The organism is Streptomyces sp. NPDC050164 (assembly GCF_044459945.1).
Lineage (GTDB): Bacteria > Actinomycetota > Actinomycetes > Streptomycetales > Streptomycetaceae > Streptomyces > Streptomyces coeruleorubidus_A.
On the sequence record NZ_JBITJK010000015.1, the window covers coordinates 24,926 to 48,514 of the forward strand.

26 protein-coding genes and 2 pseudogenes are annotated in these 23,589 nt (G+C 70.9%); 18 read left to right on the forward strand and 10 right to left on the reverse strand.

Translation table 11 applies throughout. The annotated features are described in order from the left end of the window. Positions 1-124: 124 nt before the first annotated feature. Both ACIBNA_RS20920 and ACIBNA_RS20925 read left to right on the forward strand, forming a co-directional pair. Positions 125-610, forward strand: a complete 486-nt coding sequence (locus tag ACIBNA_RS20920; protein ID WP_399166659.1) for a cation:proton antiporter regulatory subunit — start codon at positions 125-127, stop codon at positions 608-610. A gap of 6 nt (positions 611-616) precedes the next feature. Continuing rightward, positions 617-1,870 carry a cation:proton antiporter gene (locus ACIBNA_RS20925; protein ID WP_399166660.1) on the forward strand — a complete coding sequence of 418 codons (1,254 nt, stop codon included), beginning with the start codon at positions 617-619 and terminating at the stop codon, positions 1,868-1,870. A 57-nt stretch (positions 1,871-1,927) separates the two neighbouring features. Here the strand turns inward: ACIBNA_RS20925 and ACIBNA_RS20930 are convergent, their stop codons facing one another. Both ACIBNA_RS20930 and ACIBNA_RS20935 read right to left on the reverse strand, forming a co-directional pair. Further along, complete coding sequence (locus ACIBNA_RS20930) at positions 1,928-2,509, reverse strand: hypothetical protein (protein WP_399166661.1); 582 nt, start codon at positions 2,507-2,509, stop codon at positions 1,928-1,930. Between the two features lie 77 nt (positions 2,510-2,586). Next, positions 2,587-3,687 (reverse strand): winged helix DNA-binding domain-containing protein, encoded by a 1,101-nt coding sequence (locus ACIBNA_RS20935; protein ID WP_399166662.1) that lies wholly within the window; start codon positions 3,685-3,687, stop codon positions 2,587-2,589. 296 nt (positions 3,688-3,983) lie between these two features. On the opposite strand from ACIBNA_RS20935, the gene ACIBNA_RS20940 reads away from it, so the two are divergent. Both ACIBNA_RS20940 and ACIBNA_RS20945 read left to right on the forward strand, forming a co-directional pair. Further along, positions 3,984-5,213 (forward strand): acyl-CoA dehydrogenase family protein, encoded by a 1,230-nt coding sequence (locus tag ACIBNA_RS20940; RefSeq protein ID WP_399166663.1) that lies wholly within the window; start codon positions 3,984-3,986, stop codon positions 5,211-5,213. 161 nt (positions 5,214-5,374) lie between these two features. Continuing rightward, a complete protein-coding gene (locus ACIBNA_RS20945) occupies positions 5,375-5,776 on the forward strand; it encodes a TauD/TfdA dioxygenase family protein (RefSeq protein ID WP_399166664.1) in 402 nt (133 codons plus the stop codon). On the opposite strand, the gene ACIBNA_RS20950 is transcribed toward ACIBNA_RS20945, so the two are convergent. Further along, a complete protein-coding gene (locus tag ACIBNA_RS20950; protein ID WP_399166665.1) occupies positions 5,741-6,445 on the reverse strand; it encodes a TetR/AcrR family transcriptional regulator in 705 nt (234 codons plus the stop codon). The genes ACIBNA_RS20945 and ACIBNA_RS20950 overlap by 36 nt on opposite strands. Before the next feature lie 109 nt (positions 6,446-6,554). Between ACIBNA_RS20950 and ACIBNA_RS20955 the strand changes: the two genes are divergently transcribed. From ACIBNA_RS20955 to ACIBNA_RS20965, 3 genes are all read left to right on the forward strand, one after another. Continuing rightward, the gene (locus ACIBNA_RS20955) at positions 6,555-6,968 is read left to right on the forward strand and encodes an SRPBCC family protein (protein ID WP_399166666.1); all 414 of its coding nucleotides are present in this window, start codon (positions 6,555-6,557) and stop codon (positions 6,966-6,968) included. A 16-nt stretch (positions 6,969-6,984) separates the two neighbouring features. Then, entirely contained in the window at positions 6,985-7,293 is a 309-nt protein-coding gene (locus ACIBNA_RS20960; RefSeq protein ID WP_399166667.1) for a hypothetical protein, read from the forward strand. A 219-nt stretch (positions 7,294-7,512) separates the two neighbouring features. Further along, complete coding sequence (locus ACIBNA_RS20965; RefSeq protein WP_399166668.1) at positions 7,513-8,607, forward strand: glutamate--cysteine ligase; 1,095 nt, start codon at positions 7,513-7,515, stop codon at positions 8,605-8,607. Positions 8,608-8,678: 71 nt separating this feature from the next. On the opposite strand, the gene ACIBNA_RS20970 is transcribed toward ACIBNA_RS20965, so the two are convergent. Both ACIBNA_RS20970 and ACIBNA_RS20975 read right to left on the reverse strand, forming a co-directional pair. Then, positions 8,679-9,716 (reverse strand): SPFH domain-containing protein, encoded by a 1,038-nt coding sequence (locus ACIBNA_RS20970; RefSeq protein ID WP_399166785.1) that lies wholly within the window; start codon positions 9,714-9,716, stop codon positions 8,679-8,681. A 5-nt stretch (positions 9,717-9,721) separates the two neighbouring features. Then, complete coding sequence (locus ACIBNA_RS20975; RefSeq protein ID WP_399166669.1) at positions 9,722-10,153, reverse strand: NfeD family protein; 432 nt, start codon at positions 10,151-10,153, stop codon at positions 9,722-9,724. Between the two features lie 454 nt (positions 10,154-10,607). Between ACIBNA_RS20975 and ACIBNA_RS20980 the strand changes: the two genes are divergently transcribed. The 4 genes from ACIBNA_RS20980 to ACIBNA_RS20995 all read left to right on the forward strand — a co-directional run bounded on the left by ACIBNA_RS20980 (position 10,608) and on the right by ACIBNA_RS20995 (position 14,225). Next, positions 10,608-12,143, forward strand: a complete 1,536-nt coding sequence (locus tag ACIBNA_RS20980; protein WP_399166670.1) for an alanine/glycine:cation symporter family protein — start codon at positions 10,608-10,610, stop codon at positions 12,141-12,143. 246 nt (positions 12,144-12,389) lie between these two features. Beyond that, positions 12,390-13,706: a Na+/H+ antiporter NhaA gene (nhaA, locus tag ACIBNA_RS20985; RefSeq protein ID WP_399166671.1), complete on the forward strand. Its 1,317-nt coding sequence runs from the start codon at positions 12,390-12,392 to the stop codon at positions 13,704-13,706. A gap of 94 nt (positions 13,707-13,800) precedes the next feature. Continuing rightward, on the forward strand, positions 13,801-13,959 hold the full coding sequence (locus tag ACIBNA_RS20990) for a hypothetical protein (protein ID WP_399166672.1): 159 nt from the start codon (positions 13,801-13,803) through the stop codon (positions 13,957-13,959). Beyond that, on the forward strand, positions 13,956-14,225 hold the full coding sequence (locus tag ACIBNA_RS20995; RefSeq protein WP_399166673.1) for a hypothetical protein: 270 nt from the start codon (positions 13,956-13,958) through the stop codon (positions 14,223-14,225). Before ACIBNA_RS20990 ends, ACIBNA_RS20995 begins: the two co-directional genes overlap by 4 nt. A 15-nt stretch (positions 14,226-14,240) precedes the next feature. Here ACIBNA_RS20995 and ACIBNA_RS21000 read toward each other — a convergent pair whose 3' ends face one another. Together ACIBNA_RS21000 and ACIBNA_RS21005 are read right to left on the reverse strand one after the other, a co-directional pair. Beyond that, positions 14,241-15,452 (reverse strand): lactonase family protein, encoded by a 1,212-nt coding sequence (locus ACIBNA_RS21000; RefSeq protein ID WP_399166674.1) that lies wholly within the window; start codon positions 15,450-15,452, stop codon positions 14,241-14,243. Positions 15,453-15,597: 145 nt separating this feature from the next. Beyond that, positions 15,598-15,855, reverse strand: a pseudogene (locus ACIBNA_RS21005) (helix-turn-helix domain-containing protein); the annotation flags it as partial. 307 nt (positions 15,856-16,162) lie between these two features. Here ACIBNA_RS21005 and ACIBNA_RS21010 point away from each other — a divergent pair. Next, a complete protein-coding gene (locus tag ACIBNA_RS21010) occupies positions 16,163-16,951 on the forward strand; it encodes an endo-1,4-beta-glucanase (RefSeq protein WP_399166675.1) in 789 nt (262 codons plus the stop codon). A gap of 14 nt (positions 16,952-16,965) precedes the next feature. Here the strand turns inward: ACIBNA_RS21010 and ACIBNA_RS21015 are convergent, their stop codons facing one another. Further along, positions 16,966-17,160, reverse strand: coding sequence for a substrate-binding domain-containing protein (locus ACIBNA_RS21015; protein ID WP_399166786.1), 195 nt, complete (start codon positions 17,158-17,160; stop codon positions 16,966-16,968). 122 nt (positions 17,161-17,282) lie between these two features. Here ACIBNA_RS21015 and ACIBNA_RS21020 point away from each other — a divergent pair. The 4 genes and pseudogenes from ACIBNA_RS21020 to ACIBNA_RS21035 form a co-directional block, all read left to right on the forward strand. Next, positions 17,283-17,609: pseudogene (locus ACIBNA_RS21020) on the forward strand (IS982 family transposase); the annotation flags it as partial. Between the two features lie 348 nt (positions 17,610-17,957). Beyond that, a complete protein-coding gene (dhaK, locus tag ACIBNA_RS21025) occupies positions 17,958-18,950 on the forward strand; it encodes a dihydroxyacetone kinase subunit DhaK (RefSeq protein WP_399166676.1) in 993 nt (330 codons plus the stop codon). A 49-nt stretch (positions 18,951-18,999) separates the two neighbouring features. Next, positions 19,000-19,599 carry a dihydroxyacetone kinase subunit DhaL gene (gene dhaL, locus ACIBNA_RS21030; RefSeq protein WP_399166677.1) on the forward strand — a complete coding sequence of 200 codons (600 nt, stop codon included), beginning with the start codon at positions 19,000-19,002 and terminating at the stop codon, positions 19,597-19,599. Then, positions 19,592-20,002: a PTS fructose transporter subunit IIA gene (locus ACIBNA_RS21035; RefSeq protein ID WP_399166678.1), complete on the forward strand. Its 411-nt coding sequence runs from the start codon at positions 19,592-19,594 to the stop codon at positions 20,000-20,002. Before dhaL ends, ACIBNA_RS21035 begins: the two co-directional genes overlap by 8 nt. A gap of 145 nt (positions 20,003-20,147) precedes the next feature. Here ACIBNA_RS21035 and ACIBNA_RS21040 read toward each other — a convergent pair whose 3' ends face one another. Beyond that, the gene (locus tag ACIBNA_RS21040) at positions 20,148-20,828 is read right to left on the reverse strand and encodes a glycoside hydrolase family 75 protein (RefSeq protein WP_399166679.1); all 681 of its coding nucleotides are present in this window, start codon (positions 20,826-20,828) and stop codon (positions 20,148-20,150) included. 400 nt (positions 20,829-21,228) lie between these two features. Here ACIBNA_RS21040 and ACIBNA_RS21045 point away from each other — a divergent pair, with 400 nt between their 5' ends. Then, entirely contained in the window at positions 21,229-22,221 is a 993-nt protein-coding gene (locus tag ACIBNA_RS21045) for a fibronectin type III domain-containing protein (protein WP_399166680.1), read from the forward strand. Between the two features lie 170 nt (positions 22,222-22,391). Beyond that, positions 22,392-22,934 (forward strand): hypothetical protein, encoded by a 543-nt coding sequence (locus ACIBNA_RS21050; protein WP_399166681.1) that lies wholly within the window; start codon positions 22,392-22,394, stop codon positions 22,932-22,934. A 66-nt stretch (positions 22,935-23,000) separates the two neighbouring features. Here the strand turns inward: ACIBNA_RS21050 and ACIBNA_RS21055 are convergent, their stop codons facing one another. Then, positions 23,001-23,561, reverse strand: coding sequence for a PadR family transcriptional regulator (locus ACIBNA_RS21055; protein ID WP_399166682.1), 561 nt, complete (start codon positions 23,559-23,561; stop codon positions 23,001-23,003). Positions 23,562-23,589 lie beyond the last annotated feature (28 nt).

Here is a 23,589-nt window from a genome sequence, read left to right on the forward strand (position 1 = left end):
GGCGGGTACGGTCCCGCCCGGCCGCCTAGGATGAGCCCACAGGCCGGATCTGGGCGCTCGTCCGGGCGCGGCCCCCGCAGGCGGGTCATCAGGAGCACGCACGCCGACGGAAGGGGGGACAGACATGAGCGCGCCACGCCTCAGCAGTACGCCGTTGCCGGGCATCGGTGTCCGCTACGACCTGACGACCCGGGACAGCCGCCGGCTGTCCGTGGTCGCCCACCGCGACGGCCACCGGACCATCAGCGCCTACCGCAAGGACGACCCGGACGCCTGCGACCTGTCGGTGCGTCTGACGGCGGAGGAGGCGGCGACGCTGATCGACGCGCTGATGCCCGCGCACCACACGCCGAACCTGCTGTCCACGACCGACCTGGGGCTCGTCGCCGAGCGGATCGAACTGTCCGGCTCCTCGCACTGGAACGGCCGGCTGCTGGGCGAGTCCCGGATCCGCACCGACACCGGCGCGTCCATCGTCGCGGTGCTGCGCCGGGCCGAGGCGATACCCTCCCCCACGCCGGACTTCCGGCTCGCCGGCGGTGACACCCTCATCGTCATCGGGACCCGCGAGGGCGTGGAGGCGGCCGCCGCGATACTCGGGCGGGAGTGACCCGCCATGCACTCCTCCGCGGTCTTCTTGATCGAGTTCGGCTGCCTCATCCTCGGGCTCGGGCTGCTCGGCCGCCTCGCCGGGCGCTTCAGCTTCTCGCCGATCCCTCTCTACCTGCTGGCCGGGCTCGCCTTCGGCGAGGGCGGACTGCTGCCGCTGGTCGCCAGCGAGGACTTCGTCGCCATCGGCGCCGAGATCGGCGTCATCCTGCTGCTGCTCATGCTGGGCCTGGAGTACACGGCCACGGACCTCGTCTCCAACCTCAAGACCCACTACCCGGCCGGGATCGTCGACGCCGTTCTCAACGCCCTGCCCGGTGCCGTGCTCGCCCTGCTGCTCGGCTGGGGCCCGGTCGCCGCCGTCGTGCTGGCCGGTGTCACCTGGGTCTCCTCCTCCGGCGTCATCGCCAAGGTCCTGGGCGAGCTGGGGCGGCTCGGCAACCGCGAGACCCCGGCCATCCTGAGCATCCTGGTCCTCGAGGACCTCTCCATGGCGGTCTACCTGCCGATCGTCACCGCCCTGCTGGCCGGGGTGGGCCTGGCCGCGGGCGCCGTCACACTGGCCATCGCCCTGGGCGTGGCCACCCTCGTGCTCGTCCTCGCGGTGCGCTACGGCCGCCATGTCTCCCGCTTCGTCTCCAGCGACGACCCCGAGAAACTGCTGCTGGTGGTGCTCGGCGTGACCCTGGTGGTCGCCGGGCTCGCGCAGCAACTCCAGGTGTCCGCGGCCGTGGGCGCCTTCCTGGTGGGCATCGCGCTGTCCGGCGAGGTCGCCGAGGGCGCGACGAGCCTGCTCGCGCCGCTGCGGGACCTGTTCGCCGCGGTGTTCTTCGTCTTCTTCGGCCTGCACACCGACCCCTCCAGCGTCCCGCCCGTGCTGCTGCCCGCCCTCGCCCTGGCGGCCGTGACCACCGCGACGAAGATCGCCACCGGCTACTGGGCCGCGCGCCGCGCCGGGATCGGACCCAAGGGCCGCTGGCGCGCCGGTGGCACACTCGTGGCCCGCGGCGAGTTCTCCATCGTCATCGCCGGGCTCGCCGTCACGGCCGGCATCGAGCCCTCCCTCGGCCCACTGGCCACGGCGTACGTCCTCATCCTGGTCCTGCTCGGCCCGCTGACCGCCCGCTGGACCGAGCCAGTGGCCACCGCCCTGACCGCGCGACTGCGCCGGCGGAGCGCCACGTCCCGCGGGGCGACGGCACCTGCTCCTGCGGGCACCCACGAGACCATCGACGACCAGGACACCGTCGGCCGCACCTGACCATCAGGCATATCCGGGCCCACAGGGGGACGCCCCGGGCCCCGGGCCCCGCCTGCTTCAGCCCGTCTTCCAGCCCCGCCGTGTGTCGATCCGCTCCCATTCCGCGTCCCACTGGGCCATGCGACGCCGGTCCAGGGACAGCCGCGTCAGCCAGACGGCGCCCAGTACCGCCCCGCCCGCGAGGGCTCCCGCCAGCCCGCCGCCCATGGTCGTGTGCAGCCATGCCTCGCCCTCGGACACCGGTGGGGTCGTGATGTCACCGCTCCTGTTCACCCACACGGGGATCGTGCTCCCGGCGGGGGTCCTGGGCGGCACCCGCGCCTCGTCCGTGTGGGTCGAGCCGTCCGGCGCGGTCCACCGCACCTTGGCCCACACCCGGTGGTCGCTCGCCGCACGGGCCGGTGACGGGCCCGGCGCGTCCTCGACGGCGACCGCCGAGACCTGACGGGTCTCGGCCCGTTGCCGCTCGACGGCCCGCTCGACCGCGTCCGCCGCCATCAGGCCCGCGCCCACACCGCCGAGCAGGGCGAACACCCAGCCGGCGAGCACGACCCAGGCTTCGACGACGTCGATACGCCGCTTGAGCGCGTTGCGCCGCCACCGCCACCACCGCACGGTGACACGCTCTGACGTTTCCATCGGCCGACACCCCCTCGGTGAGCACCGGCAGCACCCTTCCAGTGTGCGCCTGAACCGTGCCCGTGTCGGCGTGTCGCTCAGCCGGAAGGCGCGGCGATCCGTACCCGGTCGCTCTCGTCACCTGACAGGAAGGACGCCAGCGCTCGCCCTTCCTCGACGACGGAGCCGCGGTCGGCCCGGGAGAAGCGGCGCAGCGGGGTGACCAGGACGGTGTCCGCCTCGACGGTCCAGGTCGCGGCGACCCGGCCGTCGACCAGGACGACGCGGGCGCCTTCGACCGACAGGCCGCGGTGGGCGTCGTCGATGATCCGGCCGCGGTCGTGGTAGCCGAGGATCGCGTTGTCGAACGCCGGCAGGAACCGCACCGGCGCGGGGGTGCCGGGGTCGGGGCGCGGCGCGTCGGGGAGGTCCAGCAGTTCCCGGCCGCGCTCGTCGCGGAAGGCGACCAGTTCCTCGCGCAGGGCGGAGACCGCGGCCGGCAGTCCCGCCAGGCCGCACCAGGCGCGCAGGTCGGCCGAGGCGGCTGGTCCGAACGCGGCCAGGTAACGCCGTACCAGCGTCTGCCCCACGGGGTCGGAGTCGTCCGGGACCGGTGGGTCGATCTCGCGCCCCAGCCAGGAGGAGACCAGGGCGTAGCGCACTCCCGCCGTCGTGCGCCATAGTCCGCGCGGCGGCAGCTGCACCATCGGGAGCAGGCCGGCGACCAGCATTTCGCCCAGTGGCCGGGGCCCCGCCGCCGGCCAGCGGCCGGCGACGGTTCGCGCGAGGTCGCCCATCGAGCGGGGTTCGCCGTCGGCCATGACCTCCCGCCCCGCCGCCGCGAGTTCGCCGAGGTCAACGCCCTCCAGCTCGCGGCGGTACGTCCCGAGCACCCGTCGGCGCAGCATCGCGTCGTGGCGGGCCCGCCAGGCCATGAGATCGTCGGCGGTGACGAGGTGGACGGTGCGGCGCATGAGATGGGCCCGCACCACGCGCCGCCCGGTCAGCAGGTCCGACAGCACCGTCGGCTCGAACGCCCGCAGCCGGGACCAGAGCCCGATGAACGGTTCCTGCGGTTCCTGCGCCTGCAGACCGCCCAGGTGCGCGACGGCGTCGAGCACCGGCAGATCGGCGCGGTCGAGGAGCAACTGCCGCGCGAGGGTGGCGCGGTTGAGCGCCCGGGCATCGAGAACGGTCAAGGGAGCACCTCGGCCTTCGAGTCGTGTGCCGACCCGTGGTTCGAGAGGTCCGGGCGGCTTGCCCGATCACCGTGACACGCGATGCGGTCAGGTTGTGACCGCGTCGGGCTCGGGCTCTGCCGCCCACACCGGTCCAGCGGCTGGCCGAGGCGGGGCGGGCACGGTTGGCCGGTTATCGCCGTTCCCTTCATTTCCTACGTTCCCTATAGAATTACTAGGGAAGCATGGGCGGCGCCCAGCGGCGCCGCACAGGATGATGTGCGCGCCTCACACATCGACATGAGGAGGCCTCTGCCATGGGCGTTGCCCCTGCGCCGTCCGGCTCCGAGGCGGAGTCCGACCGGACCGGGCCCGGGAACGCGCACTGGCTGCGCGTGGCCCGCGAGACCGCGGACGACCTGGCCACGGACGCGGTGGCCAGGGACCAGGCGGGCAAGCCCCCGTTCGACGAGGTGTCCCGGCTGCGCGAGTCGGGACTGCTGACGCTCCTCGTACCGGCCGGGCTCGGGGGCGGCGGAGCGGACTGGCCCGCGGCGTACGCGGTGGTCCGGGAGATCGCCGCGGCCGACGGCGCGATAGGCCAACTGCTCGGCTGTCACTACTTCATGTCGTGGAGCGCCCGGTTCTTCACCGAGCCCGCTCCCGCCGCCCGGCTGGAACGGCGGTCCGCGGCGGAGCAGTGGTGTTGGGGTGGCGGTCTGGCACGTCAGGAACCGGCTCTGACACTCGCCAGGGACGGGCAGGGCCATGTGCTGACCGGTCGTCAGAGCTTTGCCGCCGGTGTCCTGGTCGCCGACCGCCTCGCCGTGCGGGCGGTGCGGGCCGACACCGGCGAACCACTCGCCGTGGTGGTCGATCCCGCCCTTCCGGGCGTGGTGATCGACGGCGACGCAGACCCTTTCGGGCAACGGCTCGCGGCCGGCGGGAGCGTGGAGTTCGACGCCGTGCCGATCGCCGCCGACGACGTGTTGGGCTCGCTGGCGGCGGACGAGGACGTCCTGTCGCCCGGGACCGCCCTGGTGTCGCCGGTCGGGCGTCTCCTTTCGGTGCAGCTCCGTCTCGGCATGGCGGAGGGAGTGCTCGCCGAGGCCCGTGAGTACAGCAGGACCGGCCAGTCCCACTGGCACCCGGACTGGCCGGTCGGCTCGCCTCAGGACCCGCAGGTACTGACCGCGTACGGGGAACTCACCGTGCTGACCCGCTCCGCGTCCGCCCTCGCCGACCAGGCGCGGGAAGCCGTGCACGGCGGGCTGGCCCGTGATGAAGACCTCGGCTACGACGAGTACGCGGAGATCTCCGTCCTCGTCGCCATGGCCGAAGCCGCCGCGTCCAGGGCCGCGCAGGAGTCCACCACCCGTGCCCTCGACATCATCGGTGCCCGCTCCGCGTCCTCACGGCTGGGCTTCGACCGCTTCTGGCGCAATGCCCGGACCCACACGCTGTACGAGCCCGTGGCCCACCGGCTCCGCGATGTCGGGGATTACTTCCTCAACGGTGCGCACCCTGCGTTCGTGCTCCCCGTCTGACCATGACCGGGCCGGCTCGGCGGCAATCGTGAACAGCGCGCTTCACTGTTGTGTCGGCTGCCCGATCGGCGTTGACCAGGCCAATTCCCGCTGGAAGCCTCATTTCTGAGAGCAAAGTGCTTCGGCAACACGATCAGCCGGCACTGAAAGGACACAGCCTCATGACCACCGGCACCCGCTTCGACATCCGCCGGATCGGCGGCCGTATCGGCGCCGAGATCCTCGGCGTGGATCTCTCCGGCGACCTCGAACCCGCCCTCGTCTCCGAGATCAACTCCGCGCTCCTGGAGCACAAGGCGCTCGTCTTCCGCGACCAGCACCTCGACGACGCGGGTCAGCTCCGCTTCGCCTCCCTCTTCGGCGAGCTCACCACGGCCCACCCCACCGTGCCCTCCGTCGACGGGCAGCCCCGGATCGCGGGCGACTCGCGCGGCACACGACCGCGGGCGCGCGAAACCTCCGAGAACACGGCGCTCTTGGGAAGGGGCCGAGACGGAGAGATGCGTCCCGGAGTGATGAGCGGCTGCCTACCGGTCCGCCGGACCGGTGGGTCCCGCCGGTGACGGAGCCGGAAGCCCCGCCGCGAGATGCTCGAACGTCTCCCGGAAGACGTCCACGAAGGCGAGTTCGTCCTGCCGGACGCACCAGTGCTCGACGGCGACCCGGACGGCCGCGATGCCGACAGCGGCGAGCAGACGCGGATAGAGGCCCAGCGCCCGCCTCCTGCGTTCGTCGTCCGGCGACCCGAGCCCGGCGCGGTCCTCGGAGAACAGCGGCGAGCCTGCGCCGATGCGCTCGGCGAGCGTTTCGGCCAGGGCGAGTTCATCCGTCAGGTGGGCGCCGAGACTGCGCGCGAGCAGGTGCGGTGAGCGGCGCAGCACCTCGGAGTGCAGGCGCCACAGCTCCTGCTGCTGCTCGATTTCCGCCAGTTCGCTCGCCATGGCGTCGCGCAGCGCCTCCAGCGGGGACATCTCGGCGGGCGCCGCCAGTACGGCCTGCCGAACCCTCGCACTCGCGTCCGCGCCGATCATGACGAAGACGTCGTCACGGGAGTCGAAGTAGTTGAAGAACGTCCGCGCGGACACACCGGCTGCCTCGCTGATCGCGTCGACGGTGACGTTCTCCGCCCCGCGCACCGCCGCCAGCCGCACCGCGGCCGCCACCAGGGCAGCGCGGGTCGCCCGCTTCTTGCGCTCACGCAGCCCGAGGCCCGCCGGGGTCCCCTCCGTCATGGTTGCATGGTACGCAAAGATGCAGACTCTGCAAAAAAGTTGGGGGTTACTACTGGGGATGCCGGGAACGCGGTGCGCTGAACGAACCCGAAGCGAGGCCGGTGCCGCGATGACCGAATACGAACGTTCACGCACGATGCCCGCACAGCCCGAGCATGTTTTCGACCAGGCCGCGAACATCGGCCAGTTGGACACCTGGCTGCCGGAGGCCCTGCACGTCGAGGCCGAGGAGCTGCCCGCGGTCACCGTGCACGAGGACCGCACCGACGAGGACACCTCCGCCCTGCTGCGCGCCCAGCGCGAGCAGATGCGGCTCGAATGGGGCACCCGCGACCAGGGCAGCTACGCGGGCTGGCTCCAGGTCGCCGGCATCGGCGGCGGGGCCAGTGAGGTGACGGTGCACCTGTCGTTCTTCGACGAGCGCCACGACCCCGGCGAGACGATGGTCCGCGACGCCCTGGACACCAGCCTTCAGCGCCTGGAGGAGCAGGTGCGGCTGCGCGTCGACCACGCGGCCGGCTGATCCGGAGCCACACGCCATGGCTCGCGTCAAGCGGTACGCCGTCGCGGCGTCCGGACAGTGGACCGACGAGGAGGAAGGCCGGCGCCGCCTGCCGTCCGGCGAGGTGCACGCCTGGGAGCCGGGGCTGAACCAGACCGTCTGCGGACTGTCCCTCAGCCGCTCGCGGCTGGTCCGCTTCCCGCACGTCACCTGGCCGGACACCTTCCCGGAGTCCGGCGGTGCGGCGGACCGGGTACGCCGCCAGTGCCCGCGCTGCGCCTCGGTCGCCGGGCGCCGTGGTGACGACGCACGCCCCCGGTGGCAGCGCACCAACCCGCGGCCCTGAGCGGTCCCATCCCCATCCCGTACCCCCCTCGCGTCTGCCCGAGCCGGACGCCTCGCCCGCCTCCGCGGAGGAGGAAGCGCCCGGCACGCCGAGTCACCGCAGCATCGCGTTTTTGCCATGGTTTGCCCTGCCGTCGCCGCGGCACTCGGGGCACGCGCGAGCGTCCGGCCGGCGCGGCGCGATCCGGCCCCGGTGACGGGGCAGAACAGAGGGTGACCGATGACGACGATCGGTGTGGAAGAGGAGTACCTGCTCCTCGACCCGGTTACCGGGCTGCCGGTACCCCTGGCCGACAAGGTGCGTGCCGCGGCGGGTCTGGCGCATCTCGTGGCCGACCAGGAGGTGCAGTGCGAACTGCTGCAGGCGCAGGTCGAGGTGGCCACGCCGGTGTGCGGCACGCTGGAGGAGGCAGGGGGACATCTGCTGCGGCTGCGGCACGCCATCGGGGCGGCGGCCGAAGCGCACGGCTGCCGGATCGCGGCCTGCGGGACGCCTCCGCTGCGCCATCGTCACCCGGTGGCCGTCACCGACCAGGCCCGTTACCGGGCCATGCTCACGCAGGCTCCCCAGCTGGTGGCGGAGCAGCTGGTCAACGGCATGCACGTGCACGTGGCCGTGCCCAGCCGGGAGACGGGCGTGCAGGTCCTGAACCGGATCCGGGTCTGGCTGCCGACCCTGACGGCCATGTCGGCGAACTCTCCACTCTGGGACGGCCACGACACCGGCTTCGCCAGCTGGCGCACCGTGATCTTCGGCCGCTGGCCGGTCAGCGGCGCACCCCCGTTCTTCCGCGACGAGGCCGACTACGACCAGCGCGTGACGCGACTGCTGGAGAGCGGCGTGATCTCGGACACCGGGCAGCTGTACTGGCAGGCCCGCCTGTCGGCTCGGTACCCCACCGTCGAGGTGCGGTGCCTGGACGTTCAACTGCGCGCGGACGACGCGGTCATGCTCGCGGGCATGACCCATGCTCTCGTGGACACCGCCATCACGGAGACGACCGCCGGGGCGCCGGTGCCCGACTGCGCGCCGGAGCTTCTCCAGGTCGCTCTGTGGCATGCCGCCCGGCACGGTCTGAGCGACACCTTGATCTGCCCGAGCGGCCGGCCGCGCCGGGCCGGCGACGTGCTGTACCAGCTCCTGCGGCACGTCGCGCCGGCACTCGACGCGTCCGGCGCGACCCGGCAGGTGACGGCCTTGGTCCACCGGCTTCTCCAGAATGGGACCGGAGCGGACAGACAGCGCGCCGCTCTCACCGAAGGCGGCATACGGGCCGTCACCGACCTGATCGGCTCGGAGAGCAGCATGACGTGACTCCCGGACAGACCGCGGTCGTGCCGAGGCTCTGGACATCCCCTGGCCCTGCGTCACGCCCCCGACCGCTGTCAGCCAGGGGGCTGGGACGGGAGAGGTCCGGGGGCGGCGCGATCGGCCTTCGCTGCGTCCGCAAGGGCCGCGGCAGCGGCTTGCGCCGCCTGCGCCGTGTCGTCGGCGGCCTGGGCGGCCATGTCGTCCGTGGGCTTTTCCCGGGTGGCCGGCGACGGGGGCAGCGCCTCGCTGAAGGCGCGGGACACACCCTGGAGTGCGGAGGTGACCTCGCTGGGGATCACCCAGAACGTACTGCCCGCTCCCTGCGCCAGCTGGGGCAGCGTCTGGAGGTACTGCCAGGCGAGCAGCTTGGGGTCGGGGTCGTTGCGGTGCACGGCCTGGAACACCTCGTCGATGGCCCGGGACTGGCCCTCGGCCTGGAGGATCGCGGCGGTGCGGTTGCCCTCCGCGCGCAGGACGGCGGCCTGCTTGTCGCCTTCGGCGGTGAGGATCTGTGACTGCCGCTGTCCTTCGGCCCCGAGGATCGCGGCCCGCTTGTCCCGCTCGGCTCGCATCTGCTTCTGCATCGCGTCCTTGATGGACTGCGGCGGGTCGATGGCCTTGATCTCCACCCGGTTGACCCTCAGCCCCCACTTCCCGGTGGCCTCGTCCAGGACGCCGCGCAGCTGGCTGTTGATGGTGTCGCGCGAGGTGAGGGTCTTCTCCAGGTCCATGGATCCCACGACATTGCGCAACGTGGTGACGGTCAGCTGCTCGACCGCCTGAAGGAAGTTAGCGATCTCGTAGAAGGCCGCCCGTGGATCGGTGACCTGGAAATAAAGGACAGTGTCGATCTCGACGACCAGGTTGTCCTCGGTGATGACCGGCTGCGGCTTGAAGGAGACGACCTGTTCCCGGAGGTCGATCACCGGATGAACCCGGTCGATGTACGGGATGACGAGATTGAGGCCGGGATTCAGGGTCCGGTGGTAGCGGCCGAGTCGCTCGACGTTACGAGCACGGGCCTGGGGAACGATACGGACCGCCCGCACCACGGTGAAAACCGCGAACAGCGCGACGATCAGGCCGGCAATCAAGAACGCGGAGGCTTCCATGGTCATCAGTCCCGTGGGTAGACGATGGCGGTGGCGCCGCTGATCTCTATGACGTCGACGGTCTTTCCAGCAGGAATCACCAGCGTCTCGTCGAAGGCGCGGGCCGTCCACTCCTCACCGTCGATACGGACCCTGCCACCCAGGCCCGTCACCTCGGAGACGACGTAGGCACCCTTGCCGACCAGGGCGTCCACGCCGAACCGTGCGGCTTGGGGCTTGAGTACGTGGCGCAGCGCGATGGGGCGCAGGAACAGCAACGTGACCGTGGACACCGCTGTGAAGACCAGGAACTGGAAAGGCACCGGCAGGCCGACCGCGGCGGAACCCGCCGTGACCAACGCGGCCGCGCTCAGCATCCCCAGCGCAGCGGTCAGGGTGAAGATCTCCGCCACAGCCAACACGGCCGCGATGATCAACCAGATCAGCCATGGATCCATCGCGCGCCCCCTCTCACCGGCACGGGCACGGAAGGGCCTTTTGCGACCGTTTTACCCACATAGCGAAGATCGCTACTCCTGAAACACGCCACAGACTTGTGAGCCGGAGCCGCCGCCGCCGCATTAGATGTCCGGTGAACGGATCTCGGCTCCCGGATAACGGTCCGATATCGTTCGCTGGCACTTTCGAAGGTGACTGATGGTTATGTGACTTACATCACTAAAGGGTGCGTAAAGGTCGTGGTAGAACTGCGCAACTCCGCAGGTGGCACTACTCATCGCCGCAGCGCGGAGCGGTCGGCATGCTCAGGCAGCACGACCAGGGCGTTCACGGTCCGCGTCCGCGGACCGCGTGCCCAGTGTCGCCGATCGGACAACGACGTTCGTTCAGAGACCGCACACCAGCCGGCGGCATACCCCTGTGTCCCGGTCCAGCACCATTGAGGTAGCCACTGTGTCACTCGACTCCATGACCGAGTCCGTCGACGAAGCCGTCAGTGAGTTTTTCGAACCCATAGCCAAGTGGCTGGGAGAAGTTGTCTTCTACGCCGTTCCGGTCGGCGGAACGGACCTTCCTCTCATCGTCGCCTGGCTCGTCGTCGCCGGTCTGATCTTCACCGGCTGGTTCGGGTTCGTGCAGCTCCGCAAGTTCAGACTCGCCGTCGATGTAGTGCGCGGTAAGTACGACGAGAAGGGGTCGGCCGGTGAGGTCAACCACTTCCAGGCGCTGACCGCCGCCGTCTCCGGCACGGTCGGCCTCGGGAACATCGCCGGTGTGGCCGTCGCCGTCTCCATCGGTGGCCCGGGCGCGACGTTCTGGATGATCCTGTGCGGTCTGCTCGGCATGGCATCCAAGTTCGTCGAGGTCACGCTCGGCGTGAAGTACCGCGAGGTGCACCCCGACGGCACCGTCTCCGGCGGCCCGATGCACTACCTGCCCAAGGGTCTCGCCGACCGCTTCGGCGCGGGCGGCAAGAAGCTCGGCAAGGTGCTCGCCGTCCTCGCCTCGATCATGATCCTCTTCTTCGGACTGTTCGGCGGCAACCTGTTCCAGACCAACCAGAGCTACGCGCAGGTCGCCTCGACCTTCGGAGGCGAGGACGGCTTCCTGGCCTCCTCCGCCGGTGCCGTCCTCTTCGGCCTGGTCGTCGCCGCGCTGGTCGGTCTCGTGCTGCTCGGCGGCATCCGCTCCATCGCCTCGGTCACCAGCCGGCTGGTGCCCGCGATGGCCGGCATCTACATCGTGGCCTGCCTGGTCGTCATCCTGGGCAACGTCACCCACGTGCCGGACGCCTTCCAGACCATCCTGCAGGGCGCCTTCGAGGCCGACGGCGTCGCCGGCGGTGTGCTCGGTGCCCTGATCATCGGTTTCCAGCGCGCCGCGTTCTCCAACGAGGCCGGTCTCGGCTCCGCCCCGATCGCCCACTCCGCGGTCAAGACCAACCACCCCGCGAGCGAGGGTCTGGTCGCCCTGCTGGAGCCGTTCATCGACACGGTCGTCATCTGCACCATGACCGCGCTGACCATCGTCATCGCCAACCCGGCCAGCTGGGGCGAGGCCCGCGCCGGCGAGAGCATCGGCGGCGTCACCATCACCTCCGACGCCTTCGAGACCGTACTGCCCTGGTTCCCGGCCGTGCTCACCGTCGCGGTGCTGCTGTTCGCCTTCTCCACGATCCTGACCTGGGGCTATTACGGCCTCAAGGCCTGGTCGTACCTGTTCGGCAAGAGCAAGGCCAGCGAGACCGTCTTCAAGGTCGTCTGGAGCCTGTTCGTGGTCCTGGGCGCCCTGATGTCCCTCGACTCGCTGATCAGCCTCGCCGACTCCGCGCTCTTCCTGTTGTCGGTCTTCAACATCATCGGCCTGTACCTCCTCGCCCCCGTCGTCAAGCGCGAGCTCAACTCCTTCCTGGAGTTCGTCCGCGCCCGCAACGCCGGTGAGATCACCGATGCCGACGAAGACCAGGAGTCGGCGAAGAACACCCTCTGACCGCCCCGCGGCCCGGCTCCTGATCGGGTCCGTACACACCTCGCGCCTTGGTGTGTACGGACCCGATCTTTGTGTGTATCGAGGCAGGTGAAACGGCACCTGGCGTGATCAGGAGTGGACGGTTAGGGTGTTCGGAACGCGTCAGCGGTCCGCCCGGAGCGGGCGCCGCACGCGGGGTGTGCCGGGAAGTCTGGTCGGCGTCGAAGGGGCGTATGCCCTCATGCCGATGCCCCGGAGGTCCTTCTGATGGCCGCTGCCCCGCGCGAGCGTTCCACTTTCCTCGGTCTTCTGCCGTGGGCGGAGCGCTCGGCGGTGGCCCAGGCCCTGCGGACGGAGACCGTCGGCGGGCTGGTCCTGCTGGCAGCGGCCGTGGTGGCGCTGGTGTGGGCGAACAGCCCGTGGAGTGGCACGTACGAGGCGATCCGCGACTTCCACTTCGGCATCGGCGCGATCGGTCTCGATCTGTCGGTGGAGCACTGGACCGCCGACGGGTTGCTCAGCATCTTCTTCCTGGTCGCCGGCATCGAGCTGAAACGTGAGCTCGTCGTGGGTTCGCTGCGTACGCCCGCCACGGCCGCGCTGCCGGTGGTCGCCGCGCTGTGCGGCATGGTGGTGCCGGCCGCCGTGTACGCGGCCACCGCCACCGTCGGCGGAGGCGGTCTGAAGGGCTGGGCCGTGCCCATGGCCACCGACATCGCCTTCGCCCTCGCCGTCCTGGCCGTCCTCAGCACCCACCTGCCGTCCGCCCTCCGCGCCTTCCTGCTCACCCTCGCCGTCGTCGACGACCTCGGTGCGATCCTCGTCATCGCGGTCTTCTTCACCAGTGATCTGAACCTCGCCGCCCTCGCCGGAGCCCTGGCCGGTCTGGTCGTCTTCTACGTGCTCCAGCGGTACCGCGTGCGCGGCTGGTGGTGGTACGTGCCGCTCGGCATCGCCATCTGGGCGCTGATGTACAACGGAGGCGTCCACGCCACCGTCGCCGGGGTGGCCATGGGCCTCATCCTGCGCACCACCCGCGACAAGGGCGAGGGCGTCTCCCCTGCCGAGCGGACCTCTCATCTGCTGCATCCGGTCTCGGCAGGAGTGGCCGTACCGCTCTTCGCCCTCTTCGCCGCGGGCGTCGCAGTCTCCACCGGGTCGCTGGGCGAGGTGTTCACCCAGCCGGAGCCGCTGGGTGTCGTGCTGGGACTGGTCGCCGGAAAGACCCTGGGCATCTTCGCGGGCACGTACCTCGCCGCGCGCTTCACCCGGGCCCGCCTCAACCCCGACCTGGCCTGGGCCGATGTGTTCGCCCTGGCGGTGCTCGCCGGGATCGGTTTCACTGTTGCCCTGCTGATCGGTGAACTGGCCTTCCCCGACCCGGCCGAAGCCGAGCTCATCAAGGCCGCCGTGCTTCTCGGCTCACTCATCGCCGCTTTTTTGGCGGCGCTGCTGGTCAAGCGCCGCAACGGGGTCTACCGCCGCCTGTGGGAGGAGGAGACACGGGATGAGGACGCCGACGGCATCCCCGACGTCTACCAACGGACCAGCCCTTGGCCCGGCAGCGCCTCGGGCGACGGCTGACGTGGCCCGCACGGGAGGGACAGACGCCGCCGAGGAACGTCTGAGGGGACCGGCCGTGGTCGAGTGCACGCGACGCCGTCCGTATCCGCCGCCCGTGACGGGACCGGACGCGTGTCCTACGGAGATCGCGGCACTGACGGCCTGCCCCGGCAGCCCGCTGGTAGCCGTCACCGAACGTGCCGGCATCCAGGTGACGCCGCCCGGCACGGTCACCGCCGCCCGCCCCGATCAGCGCTTCGCCGCCGCCTCGTGAACGGCGCCGGGTCGCTGCTGCCAGTGGTCGTCGTGGTCGCCGCGCTGATGATCAAGGCGGCGATCGGTGAACTACGCCGGCCGGGGAGCGTCCGCCGGCAGTGGGCCTGCGCGACGAGCGGCCCTGCCGTGGCCGCCGGGGTGGTGGCGGCCGTGGCCGTCGCCGCGACGGGCTGGTCACAGGCCGGGGCGGCGGCCTTGGCGTGGGCAGCGCTGGCCGGCGCGCTCGTCGCGTTCCTCGTGGGCCGGCCGACGAACAGGCCCTGACCCCCCACACCCTCGTCAGACAGCGGCGATGCCCTCCATGCCGGACTCGTCGAAGGCGGGCAGGCCCTCGGCCGTGGTGACCTTGGTGAGAGCGCCGTCGGCCTCGACGCGGAAGCCGTCGACGGTTCCGGAGACGGCGTTCTGGACGTAGACGAACTTCTCGTCCTCCGTCACGGCGAGATCGATCACGCCCTGCGACTTGGCCGAGGGCGGAGTCGCGATGCCCACCTCGTTGGTCAAGCTCAGCGTGCCGTGCTTGTCCATGCGGTAGCCGGTGACGGTGGAGTTGCCGGTGTTGCCGCCGTAGAGGTAGTTGCCCGCGCGCTCCAGCCAGCACAGGGTCTCCTGGCCGTTGGCGAGGGGCTCCTGAAGGACCTTCAGCTGTCCGTCGCGCTTCACCTGGTACGTGGTGACCGTGGACTTCTCCGCCTCGGCGACCAGCATCCGCTTCCCGCTGCGGTCGAAGCTGATCGCGAACGGAACACCGCCCGCGGAGTCGTTGACGACGGGTTCCGCGACGGCCGGCAGACCGTCGCGCTTCATCGGGAAGACCTCGACGGTGTTGTTGCCCTTCGTGGTGACCACCAGACTGCGTCCGTCAGGGGTGAACTCGACCTCGCCCGGCGAGGTGTCGAAGCGGGGTACGTCCTCGTTGTCCAGGCCCAGGGAACGGTGCGACCCCTTCAGCGGCTTGAGCCCCTCACCGGTGATCGCGAACCCCTGGACGCTGCCCTCGCCACCCGCGTTCATGACATACGCGACCTTGCCGTGCACCGCGATACTGGCGGGGAACTCCCCACCGGATTCGACCACTTGCCGTTCCTTGAGCTGCTGTCCCTCGACACGGAACGACGTCACCGTGTTGCTGCCCGCGTTGACCGCCAGCAGCATCCCCGAGGCGTCGTCGTAGACGAGCGAGCCCTGCGAGGCCAGCGAGTCGGTGGGGGCGTCGACCTGGTCACCGCCCTTGCCGCCGGTCCCGTAGGTCCCCGCGGGCTTCAGGCTGCCGTCGTCACCCCGAGTGAACACGTGGATCGTGTTGCCGTCCAGCTCGTTGCCCTGGACGAAGACGGCGTGGTCGGCCCCGGCAGCGGTGCCGGAGTACTGACCGGCCGAGGCCAGGGAGACTGCCACCGTGGCCGCACCGGCGACGGCGAGGGCCCCGCCGCCGAACAGGATGCGCCGTGTCCTGGACTTCGCCCGGTGACCCCTGCGGCTGCTGTGCATGTTCACGTCCGTTCTTCAATCCCTTCGCGCCGCCCGTGCGGTGGAGTCCGCGCCTGCGGACGTGAACAGAGTGGACAGGGGCAACGGTGCGCCGATGTGGAACGGCGGTCGCGTCAGACTCTCGTAAGGGTCCTGGTGCGCACTCTCAGAGGGTTTTCGCCGGCCAGTCCAGCAGCCGGGCCCCGATCACCGCGGTCTGCAGCGTGTAGCGGTGCACCGGGTCGGACGGATCGGCGCCGGTGAGCTTGTGGATGCGCTCCAGGCGGTAGGTGAAGGCCCGCACGCCCAGCGACAGCCGCAGCGCCGCCTCCGCGGACACGCAGCCGGAGTCGAAGTACGCGGTGAAGGTGTCCAGGAGCGGCTGGGGACCGCCGCGGGCCTGACACAGCGGACCGATGCCTGATGCTCGGCAATCAGGATTCAACAAACCCCGACAGGGACATTGCTTCGCTTCTGTTCGAGTCCTATCGTGAGCCTGGCTCAGCGGCTGGGCACTCTGCGGCACTGGGCGTCGAAGCGCTTCGACTGTACGTCCGTACGTCACGCAACCTCACTGCACCGGCCTGCCGGTCAGTGCCTCGTTCGATCACGCGCCGGCCCCGGCGGACTGAGATCCGTACCGCCCCTTGCCGGATCCCCGCACCTCGCCGGATCGGCGCGTGCAACCGGGTTCCTGTGTCATAGACCCGCAATCATCCGGAGGGTGATCCATGCTCAGGAGACTTCGACCTCTGCGCTCAGCCCTGCTCGCCGTAGTACTCAGCGCCACCGCCGTGCTGGGGATGCCCACGACGGCCTCCGCCGCCGGCACGTGCAACGCCTACGGCACGATCACCCAGGGCAAGTACTACGTGAACAACAACCTGTGGGGCCAGGCAAACGCGAACGGCTGGCAGTGCGCCTGGGACACCTATCAGTCCGGCAACACCATCGGCTGGGGCACCAGTTGGGACTGGGCACCCAAGGCCGGTCAGAACAACTCCGTGAAGTCCTACACCAGTTCGGTCCTCGGCTGGCACTGGGGGTGGAAGACCCAGAACACCCAGCTGCCCACACAGCTGTCCGCCAACAGGCCGGTGCGCACCTCCTGGAACTTCAACGTCACCCAGCACAACGCCAACACGCTCAACGTGGCGTACGACCTGTGGCTGCACAACATCCCCAACCCCGACTGGCAGAACCAGCCCACTGACGAGGTCATGGTCTGGCTGTACCGCGCGGGCGGTGCCGGGCCCCTGGGCACCAAGGTCGCCACCCTCAACATCGGTGGCGCCACCTGGGACCTGTACCAGGGCGACATCGGCTGGAAGGTCCATTCGTTCGTCCGCACCAGCAACACGACGTCCGCGAACCTCAACCTCACCGACTTCACCAACGCGCTGGTGAACCGGGGTTCTATGGCCCGATCCAAGTACCTCTCCAGCGTCCAGGCCGGGACCGAGGTCTTCCAGGGCCGGGGACAGCTCGACACCAACTCCTACTCCGTCACGGTGGGTTGAGCAGCCGAAGACGGTCAACGGCACTGCCGGAGCGGCCGGCCCACCGGCCGCTCCAACGGCTGTCCGGACAGCAGCCGCAGCACCATACGGGCGGCGAGCGCCGTCATGTCGGCGAGCGGGGTACGCACGGTCGTCAGACGCGGGGGCGCCCAGTCCGCGAAGGGCAGATCGTCGAAGCCGACCAGGCTGACGTCGTCCGGAATACGCAGCCCTGTCCTCGCGAGGCCTTCTGCGACACGCGGGGTGCTGTCACGTTGGGTTGGGCCGTGGTGATGTCGACGAAGTCGGCAGCGACAGGCCCGTTGCCTGTCTGCCTATGGCCCTGGCCTTCTCCCTCACCGCTCTCCAGGCCGTTCTGATCGTTGCCGGCGTCGCCCTCCGCCACGCCCATTCCCACCTGCGACACCTCTTCCCGTACCTGCCCAAGCAACCCGGCTACAGCAAGCGGCTGCACAAGGCCCCCGGACTGCTTCGGCGCGTCACCCGGCTGCTGGCCACCGATACCTCGGCGTGGAGCGACGACGTGTGGATCGTGGACTCCACGCCGATGGAATGCGGCCGTTCACGCGAGACCGTCAAGCCTTCCGGCCTGGCCGGACGGGCTGAGTACGGGTACTGCGCCAGTCACCGACACTCCTTCTGGGGCCTGCGGCTGCACGCTTTTCCCGCAGTCGGCGCTCTCCGTCCTGCGGCTCGGCGGGAATCGAGATACTGGACGGCGTGACAATGCCGCGACCGCCCCACAGTCGACCCCTGGAGACCAGCAACGCGACCTCCGCTCGCGCAAGGCGGATACTGCCGACTGGAGAATCACCAACCAGCTCACGAGGGACGACCAACCGCACCTGACGGGCCGTCATCAAAGTCGGCATCGAGTCAGCATCAGTACCGCCACAACCCGCTACGGAGGGCTGCGTACCGCCGAGATCGAAAACTGGTCAACCCCAATCTGACCTGCGAAGATGGAGGTCAGAGACCCAGATGCTAGTCTCATCAGGAGGTTCCCGTGAAGATGCTGATCAACGTCCCGGAGACCGTGGTCGCGGACGCGCTGCGTGGTCTGGCGGCCGCCCACCCGGATCTGACCGTGGACGTGGAGAACCGGGTGGTCGTGCGGCGGGACGCTCCCGTGGCCGGGAAAGTGGGGCTGGTCTCGGGCGGTGGCTCGGGACACGAGCCGCTGCACGGGGGTTTCGTAGGGCCCGGCATGCTGTCGGCGGCCTGTCCGGGTGAGGTTTTCACCTCCCCGGTGCCCGACCAGATGCTGCGCGCGGCCGCCGCCGTGGACAGCGGGGCCGGGGTGCTGTTCATCGTGAAGAACTACACCGGTGACGTGCTCAACTTCGACATGGCCGCCGAGCTGGCCGAGGACGAGGGCATTCAGGTCGCGAAGGTGCTGGTCAACGATGACGTGGCGGTGACCGACAGCCTTTACACGGCGGGGCGGCGCGGTACCGGCGCGACCCTGTTCGTGGAGAAGATCGCGGGCGCCGCCGCTGACGAGGGCATGCCGCTGGAGCGGGTGGAGGCCATCGCCCGGCAGGTCAACGAGAACTCCCGCAGTTTCGGTGTCGCGCTGAGCGCGTGCAGCACACCGGCCAAGGGCAGCCCCACCTTCGATCTGCCGCCCGGCGAGCTGGAGTTGGGCATCGGCATCCACGGCGAACCCGGGCGGGAGCGGCGGGCGATGATGACGTCCGGCGAGATCGCCGAGGCCGCCGTCGAGGCGGTGGTGGAGGACCTCCGGCCGCGCAACCCCGTGCTGGTCCTCGTCAACGGCATGGGCGCGACGCCCCTGCTCGAGCTGTACGGCTTCAACGCCGAGGTGCACCGGGTGCTCGCCGCCCGCGGCGTCGCCGTCGCCCGCGTTCTCGTGGGCAACTACGTCACCTCCCTGGACATGGCGGGCGCCTCCGTCACCCTGTGCCAGGTCGACGAGGAGCTGCTGCGGCTGTGGGACGCGCCGGTGAAGACGCCGGGTCTGCGCTGGGGCATGTGACGCGGAAGGGGTAGAGGATCACCACGTACCTACCAGGCAAGGAGATCCAGTGCTCGACGCCGATTTCTTCCGCCGTTGGATGACGGTGACCGCCGCGTCCGTCGACCGCGAGGCGGAACGGCTCACCGCCCTCGACTCCCCCATCGGGGACGCCGACCACGGCAGCAACCTCCATCGCGGTTTCACGGCCGTGGCGGCGGCCCTGGAGAAGGAGGCTCCCGGCACGCCCGGCGGGATCCTGACGCTGGCCGGGCGCCAGCTGATCTCGACCGTCGGCGGTGCCTCGGGGCCGCTGTACGGGACGCTGCTGCGCCGCACCGGCAAGGCGCTCGGCGACGCCGCCGAGGTCAGCGCGGAGCAGCTGGCCGAGGCGCTGCGGGCCGGGGTGGACGCGGTCATGACGCTCGGCGGTGCCGCGCCGGGCGACAAGACCATGATCGACGCGCTGGTGCCCGCGGTGGACGCGCTGGGCGACTCGTTCGCGGCGGCCCGGACCGCCGCCGAGGAGGGCGCCGTGGCGACGACGCCCTTGCAGGCGCGCAAGGGTCGGGCGAGCTATCTGGGCGAGCGCAGCATCGGGCACCAGGACCCGGGTGCCACGTCGGCGGCGCTGCTCGTCGCCGGACTCGCGGAGGCCGCCGGTGAGTGACGAGCGGCTCGTGGGCGTCGTGCTGGTGTCGCACAGCGCGGAGGTGGCCGCGTCGGTCGCCGCGCTGGCGAAGGGGCTCGCGGGCGGTGGACCCGCGGTGCCCGTCGCCCCCGCGGGCGGCACCGAGGGCGGCGGGCTCGGCACGAGTGCTGAACTGATCGCCACGGCGGCCGCGTCCGTGGACCGCGGTGCCGGCGTCGCCGTGCTGGCCGACCTGGGCAGTGCGGTGCTCACCGTGAAGGCGCTGCTCGCGGAGGGCGACGAACTCCCGGAGCAGACGCGGCTGGTGGACGCTCCGTTCGTCGAGGGAGCCGTGGCCGCGGTCGTCACGGCGGCCACCGGGGCCGATCTGGCGGCGGTTGAGTCGGCCGCCGCGGAGGCGTACACGTACCGGAAGGTGTGAGACCGGGCCGGGCGCGCCGGAGAGCGGCGTGCCCGGCGCGCCATCGGCCGCCGGGCGGAGAGGCATTCGCGAGACGCGGGTGTCGCCTCTCTGGCGAACGAGCGAGCGAACGAGCTGACCCTTTCCCTGACGCTCCGTCAATCGCTCAGCCGGCGCCGACGAATCGCCTGGCCAGCCGCTCCCCCGTCGTCACGGCGGCCGCGTGGTCCTCGATGGGTGAGACGCGGGCGTTCTTGAAGACGATGTAGGTGACGCCGGACGGGGTGCCACCGCCCTGTGGGTCGGCGCGGATGCCGAGCGCCTTGGCGGTCGCGTAGGACGCCTCTCCGATGATGTCCTGCGGGCCCGTGTCGCCGACGACCGCGTACTGCACGCGGTCGCCGAAGACGACGGCCACGACGGAACCGCCGCCCACGCCGTGCTCCCGGTAGTCCCAGATGCGGCTCGGGGCGGGCACGACGATGAAAGGGAGACGCTCGGCGCTCAGGGAGCGGCCGTCGGACTGCGCGTAGGCAGTACTGTCGGAAAAGTACGGGTCCGCGCGGCGGTTGCAGCGAGGGCCGGGGCGGCCGTCGCAGTCGATGTCCATGTCCGCCTTCCAGAACACGGCGTCGCGGGTGCCGCAGACCGGGATGTTCGCGGGTGCGCCGCCGTCGCTGCGGTACCGGCCGCGGGAGACCGGAGTGCAGTCCCGCACCTTGGCCAGCAGGTCGGCTGCGCGGACGGGGTTCTCGCGCCACGCCACCTGGGGCGGGGCGGCGGGGGGTGTCGTCGAAGCGAGCAGGGCGGCGCTGGCCGCGGCCAGAGTGAGCGACTGGACACGCACGATAGAGGAGCCTCTCGTGGGGAACCTGACGGGCACTCAGCCCAATCTGGCCCCGGATCCATCACCCGGCCACCGCTGGAGGGCCGGACGGTGCACGGCCCCAACCTCCGACAGGGGCCGGGGGCCTGAGTCCGCGTAAGGACTCAGGCGTGCCCGACCACCCGCGCCGGCGCGGGATCTGCGACGACAGCGGTCCGCGCGACAAGCCCGAACTCCCTGGTGTCCGCCAGGAGTTCGGCCGTGAGGAACCTCAGCATACGTAACTCTCCCGGGTGGTCACGAACAGCGGGGGGTGACGCCCCCACAGAGGGCTCCCCGCACCCGCCCTCTTGATGTGATCGCGCCAGCCGCGCCATATTGGTCCGGACCATTCCCGAGTGCCACCCCGGGAGGCAGTGTCGTGCGAGGCCTTTCCTCTCTTCCCTGCTTTCTCCGTCGCCTCGCGCTCTGCGCGGCTCTCGTCCTGGTCGCCTCCTGCGGCTGGACCGGCACGGGCGAAGGGGACGGCGGATCTCCGCCCGGCGCGCCGACAGGCGTCACCGCGACAGCGGGCACGGCGACGAGCGTGCACGTCATGTGGAGCACGACCGCCCGGGCCGATGTCTACGAGGTGTATCGCGGCACCATGAAGGTCAGGGAAGTGCCGGGCTCGAAGCACATGGTGGACGTCACCAGGCTCCGGCCCTCCACCCTGTATGTCTTCACCGTGCAGGCGCGGGACGCCGAGGGGCGGCTGGGACCGCGCAGCCGGGAGGTCCGGGCGAGGACACCCGCGGCCGTCGCGGACGACCACTTGGCACCCACCCGCCCGTCGGCTCCGCACGGCCGGGCGGCAGGCAGCCGGGCGGTCCAGCTGTCCTGGTCCGCCTCGACGGACGACCGGGGTGTGGTGTCCTACGACATCCATCAGGGGGACGTGAAGATCCACAGCGTGAGCGGGTCTCAGACGGCCGCCGTGGTCACGGGGCTGCGGCCCGGCACGGCCTACTCGTTCACCGTCCGGGCCAGGGACGCGGCCGGGAACGTCTCCCCCGCCGCTCCCGCCGTCCGTGTCACCACGCCGGGCACGGATGACGGCCGAGCGACGGCCCCCACCGGCTTCCGGGCGACGAACCACCGCGCGGACGGGGCGTACTACGTCGACCTGAGCTGGGTGCCGCCGCGCGTGGACGGTGAGGTCACCGAGTACCAGATCCATCTGGACGGCCGGCCCGCCACCTCTCTGGTGTACGGCGGGGACGCGCCGCGCGACCGGGCCGCGTACAGCTTCTACGTGGGGCGGGATTCCGGTGTCAGCCACCGCGTCCGGGTCCGGGTCCGGGCGATGCTGCCGGACGGCACCTGGGGAGGCTTCTCGACGGAGCGGACGGTGACGACGGGTCGGGGGCGCTGACGCGCTCCTCGGCATGGTCCGGCCGTGGGAACCCGTCACCTGCACGGGGGCACCCGGGGTGCGGCCGGGGCCGGTGGCGCCTTGGCTGACTCTGAGGCAGCACGGGCGTTCCCCGATCCTCGGCGGCGCAAGGGATGTACCGCCAACCGTGCCGCCGGAGGGCAGTCCACATGCGCAACTCATCGCCAGTTCTCCGCTCCGGCCTGACCGTGGCAGCCGCCGCCGCGCTGCCCCTCGCCCTGGCCGCGGTGCCCGCTGCCGCGGGCCCGGGCATCTCCGTGAGCACCACGGGTTCCACGGTGTCGGTCACGACCAGCGCGTGCACCCAGATCAACGGCAGCTGGGGCACCGCCTCGCTTCTCACCAGCAGTCAGGGCAGCTTCGCCCAGGGGCGTCAGGTGACCCTGTCGGGGACGTCGACCAGTCAGTCCGCTGCCTGGTCGAACGTCACCTCGGGGACGTACACCGTCATCGTCATCTGCTCGGACGGCACCACCGCGGGCACGCAGTCCGTCGTCGTCTCCCCCACTGCCTCCCCCACGAGGTCGCCGTCCCCCTCGGCCTCACCGTCCCGCGGTGTCATGGGCGGGGTCGGCGGGAGCGCGACGGACTACGGAACCGTCACGCTCGTGGCGGGCGGCGCGCTGGTCGGGACCGGTCTCCTCGCGACGGCCTGGTACCTGCGCCGGCGCAACAGGCCGTACCGGCTCTGATCCGGTACGCATGGCGGCCCGCCCTCCCGAAGCGCTCCGGTCGGGCGGGCCGCCGTCATACCTCCGTCAGGCCGGGCGGGTCGGTTCCTCGTCCGGGAGTTCGGCGAAGTCCGCCAGAGCGCGCCTGAGCCACTGGGTCCAGAAGGTCTCCAGGTCGATGCCGGCCTGGAGCACCAGATGCCGCAGCCGGTCCTCGGTGCCGTCCCGGCCGGGCGGGAAGTCGCGCTTCTCGATCTCCTGGTACTCCGCCAGCTGCCGCTCGTGCAGCTCCAGGTGGCGTCGCAGATCGGCCTCCAGGCCCGCGGTGCCGACCACGGCCCCCGCCCTCAGCCGCAACAGCAGCGCGTCGCGGTGCGGCTTGGGGTCCTGGGAAGCGGCCGTCCAGCGGGCCAGTTCGGCGCGGCCCGCCGGAAGGACCTCGTAGCTCTTCTTCTGCCCGCGCGTCGGCTGTTCGGCGGGCAGGGCCCGGATCAGGCCGTCGGTCTCCAGCTTTCCCAGCTCGCGATAGATCTGCTGGTGCGTCGCGGACCAGAAGTACCCGATCGACCGGTCGAACCGGCGGGTCAGCTCCAGCCCGGACGACGGCTTCTCGAGCAGGGCGGTGAGGATCGCGTGCGGGAGTGACATGGCCTCATCCTAGGGACGCGTTTGCGCA

Coding starts and splice junctions, on each gene's coding strand:
- ACIBNA_RS20920 (WP_399166659.1), top strand. CDS start 125: ATGAGCGCGCCACGCCTCAGCAGTACGCCGTTGCCGGGCATCGGTGTC.
- ACIBNA_RS20925 (WP_399166660.1), top strand. CDS start 617: ATGCACTCCTCCGCGGTCTTCTTGATCGAGTTCGGCTGCCTCATCCTC.
- ACIBNA_RS20930 (WP_399166661.1), bottom strand. CDS start 2,509: ATGGAAACGTCAGAGCGTGTCACCGTGCGGTGGTGGCGGTGGCGGCGC.
- ACIBNA_RS20940 (WP_399166663.1), top strand. CDS start 3,984: ATGGGCGTTGCCCCTGCGCCGTCCGGCTCCGAGGCGGAGTCCGACCGG.
- ACIBNA_RS20945 (WP_399166664.1), top strand. CDS start 5,375: ATGACCACCGGCACCCGCTTCGACATCCGCCGGATCGGCGGCCGTATC.
- ACIBNA_RS20950 (WP_399166665.1), bottom strand. CDS start 6,445: ATGACGGAGGGGACCCCGGCGGGCCTCGGGCTGCGTGAGCGCAAGAAG.
- ACIBNA_RS20955 (WP_399166666.1), top strand. CDS start 6,555: ATGACCGAATACGAACGTTCACGCACGATGCCCGCACAGCCCGAGCAT.
- ACIBNA_RS20960 (WP_399166667.1), top strand. CDS start 6,985: ATGGCTCGCGTCAAGCGGTACGCCGTCGCGGCGTCCGGACAGTGGACC.
- ACIBNA_RS20965 (WP_399166668.1), top strand. CDS start 7,513: ATGACGACGATCGGTGTGGAAGAGGAGTACCTGCTCCTCGACCCGGTT.
- ACIBNA_RS20970 (WP_399166785.1), bottom strand. CDS start 9,716: ATGGAAGCCTCCGCGTTCTTGATTGCCGGCCTGATCGTCGCGCTGTTC.
- ACIBNA_RS20975 (WP_399166669.1), bottom strand. CDS start 10,153: ATGGATCCATGGCTGATCTGGTTGATCATCGCGGCCGTGTTGGCTGTG.
- nhaA (WP_399166671.1), top strand. CDS start 12,390: ATGGCCGCTGCCCCGCGCGAGCGTTCCACTTTCCTCGGTCTTCTGCCG.
- ACIBNA_RS21000 (WP_399166674.1), bottom strand. CDS start 15,452: ATGCACAGCAGCCGCAGGGGTCACCGGGCGAAGTCCAGGACACGGCGC.
- ACIBNA_RS21010 (WP_399166675.1), top strand. CDS start 16,163: ATGCTCAGGAGACTTCGACCTCTGCGCTCAGCCCTGCTCGCCGTAGTA.
- ACIBNA_RS21050 (WP_399166681.1), top strand. CDS start 22,392: ATGCGCAACTCATCGCCAGTTCTCCGCTCCGGCCTGACCGTGGCAGCC.
- ACIBNA_RS21055 (WP_399166682.1), bottom strand. CDS start 23,561: ATGTCACTCCCGCACGCGATCCTCACCGCCCTGCTCGAGAAGCCGTCG.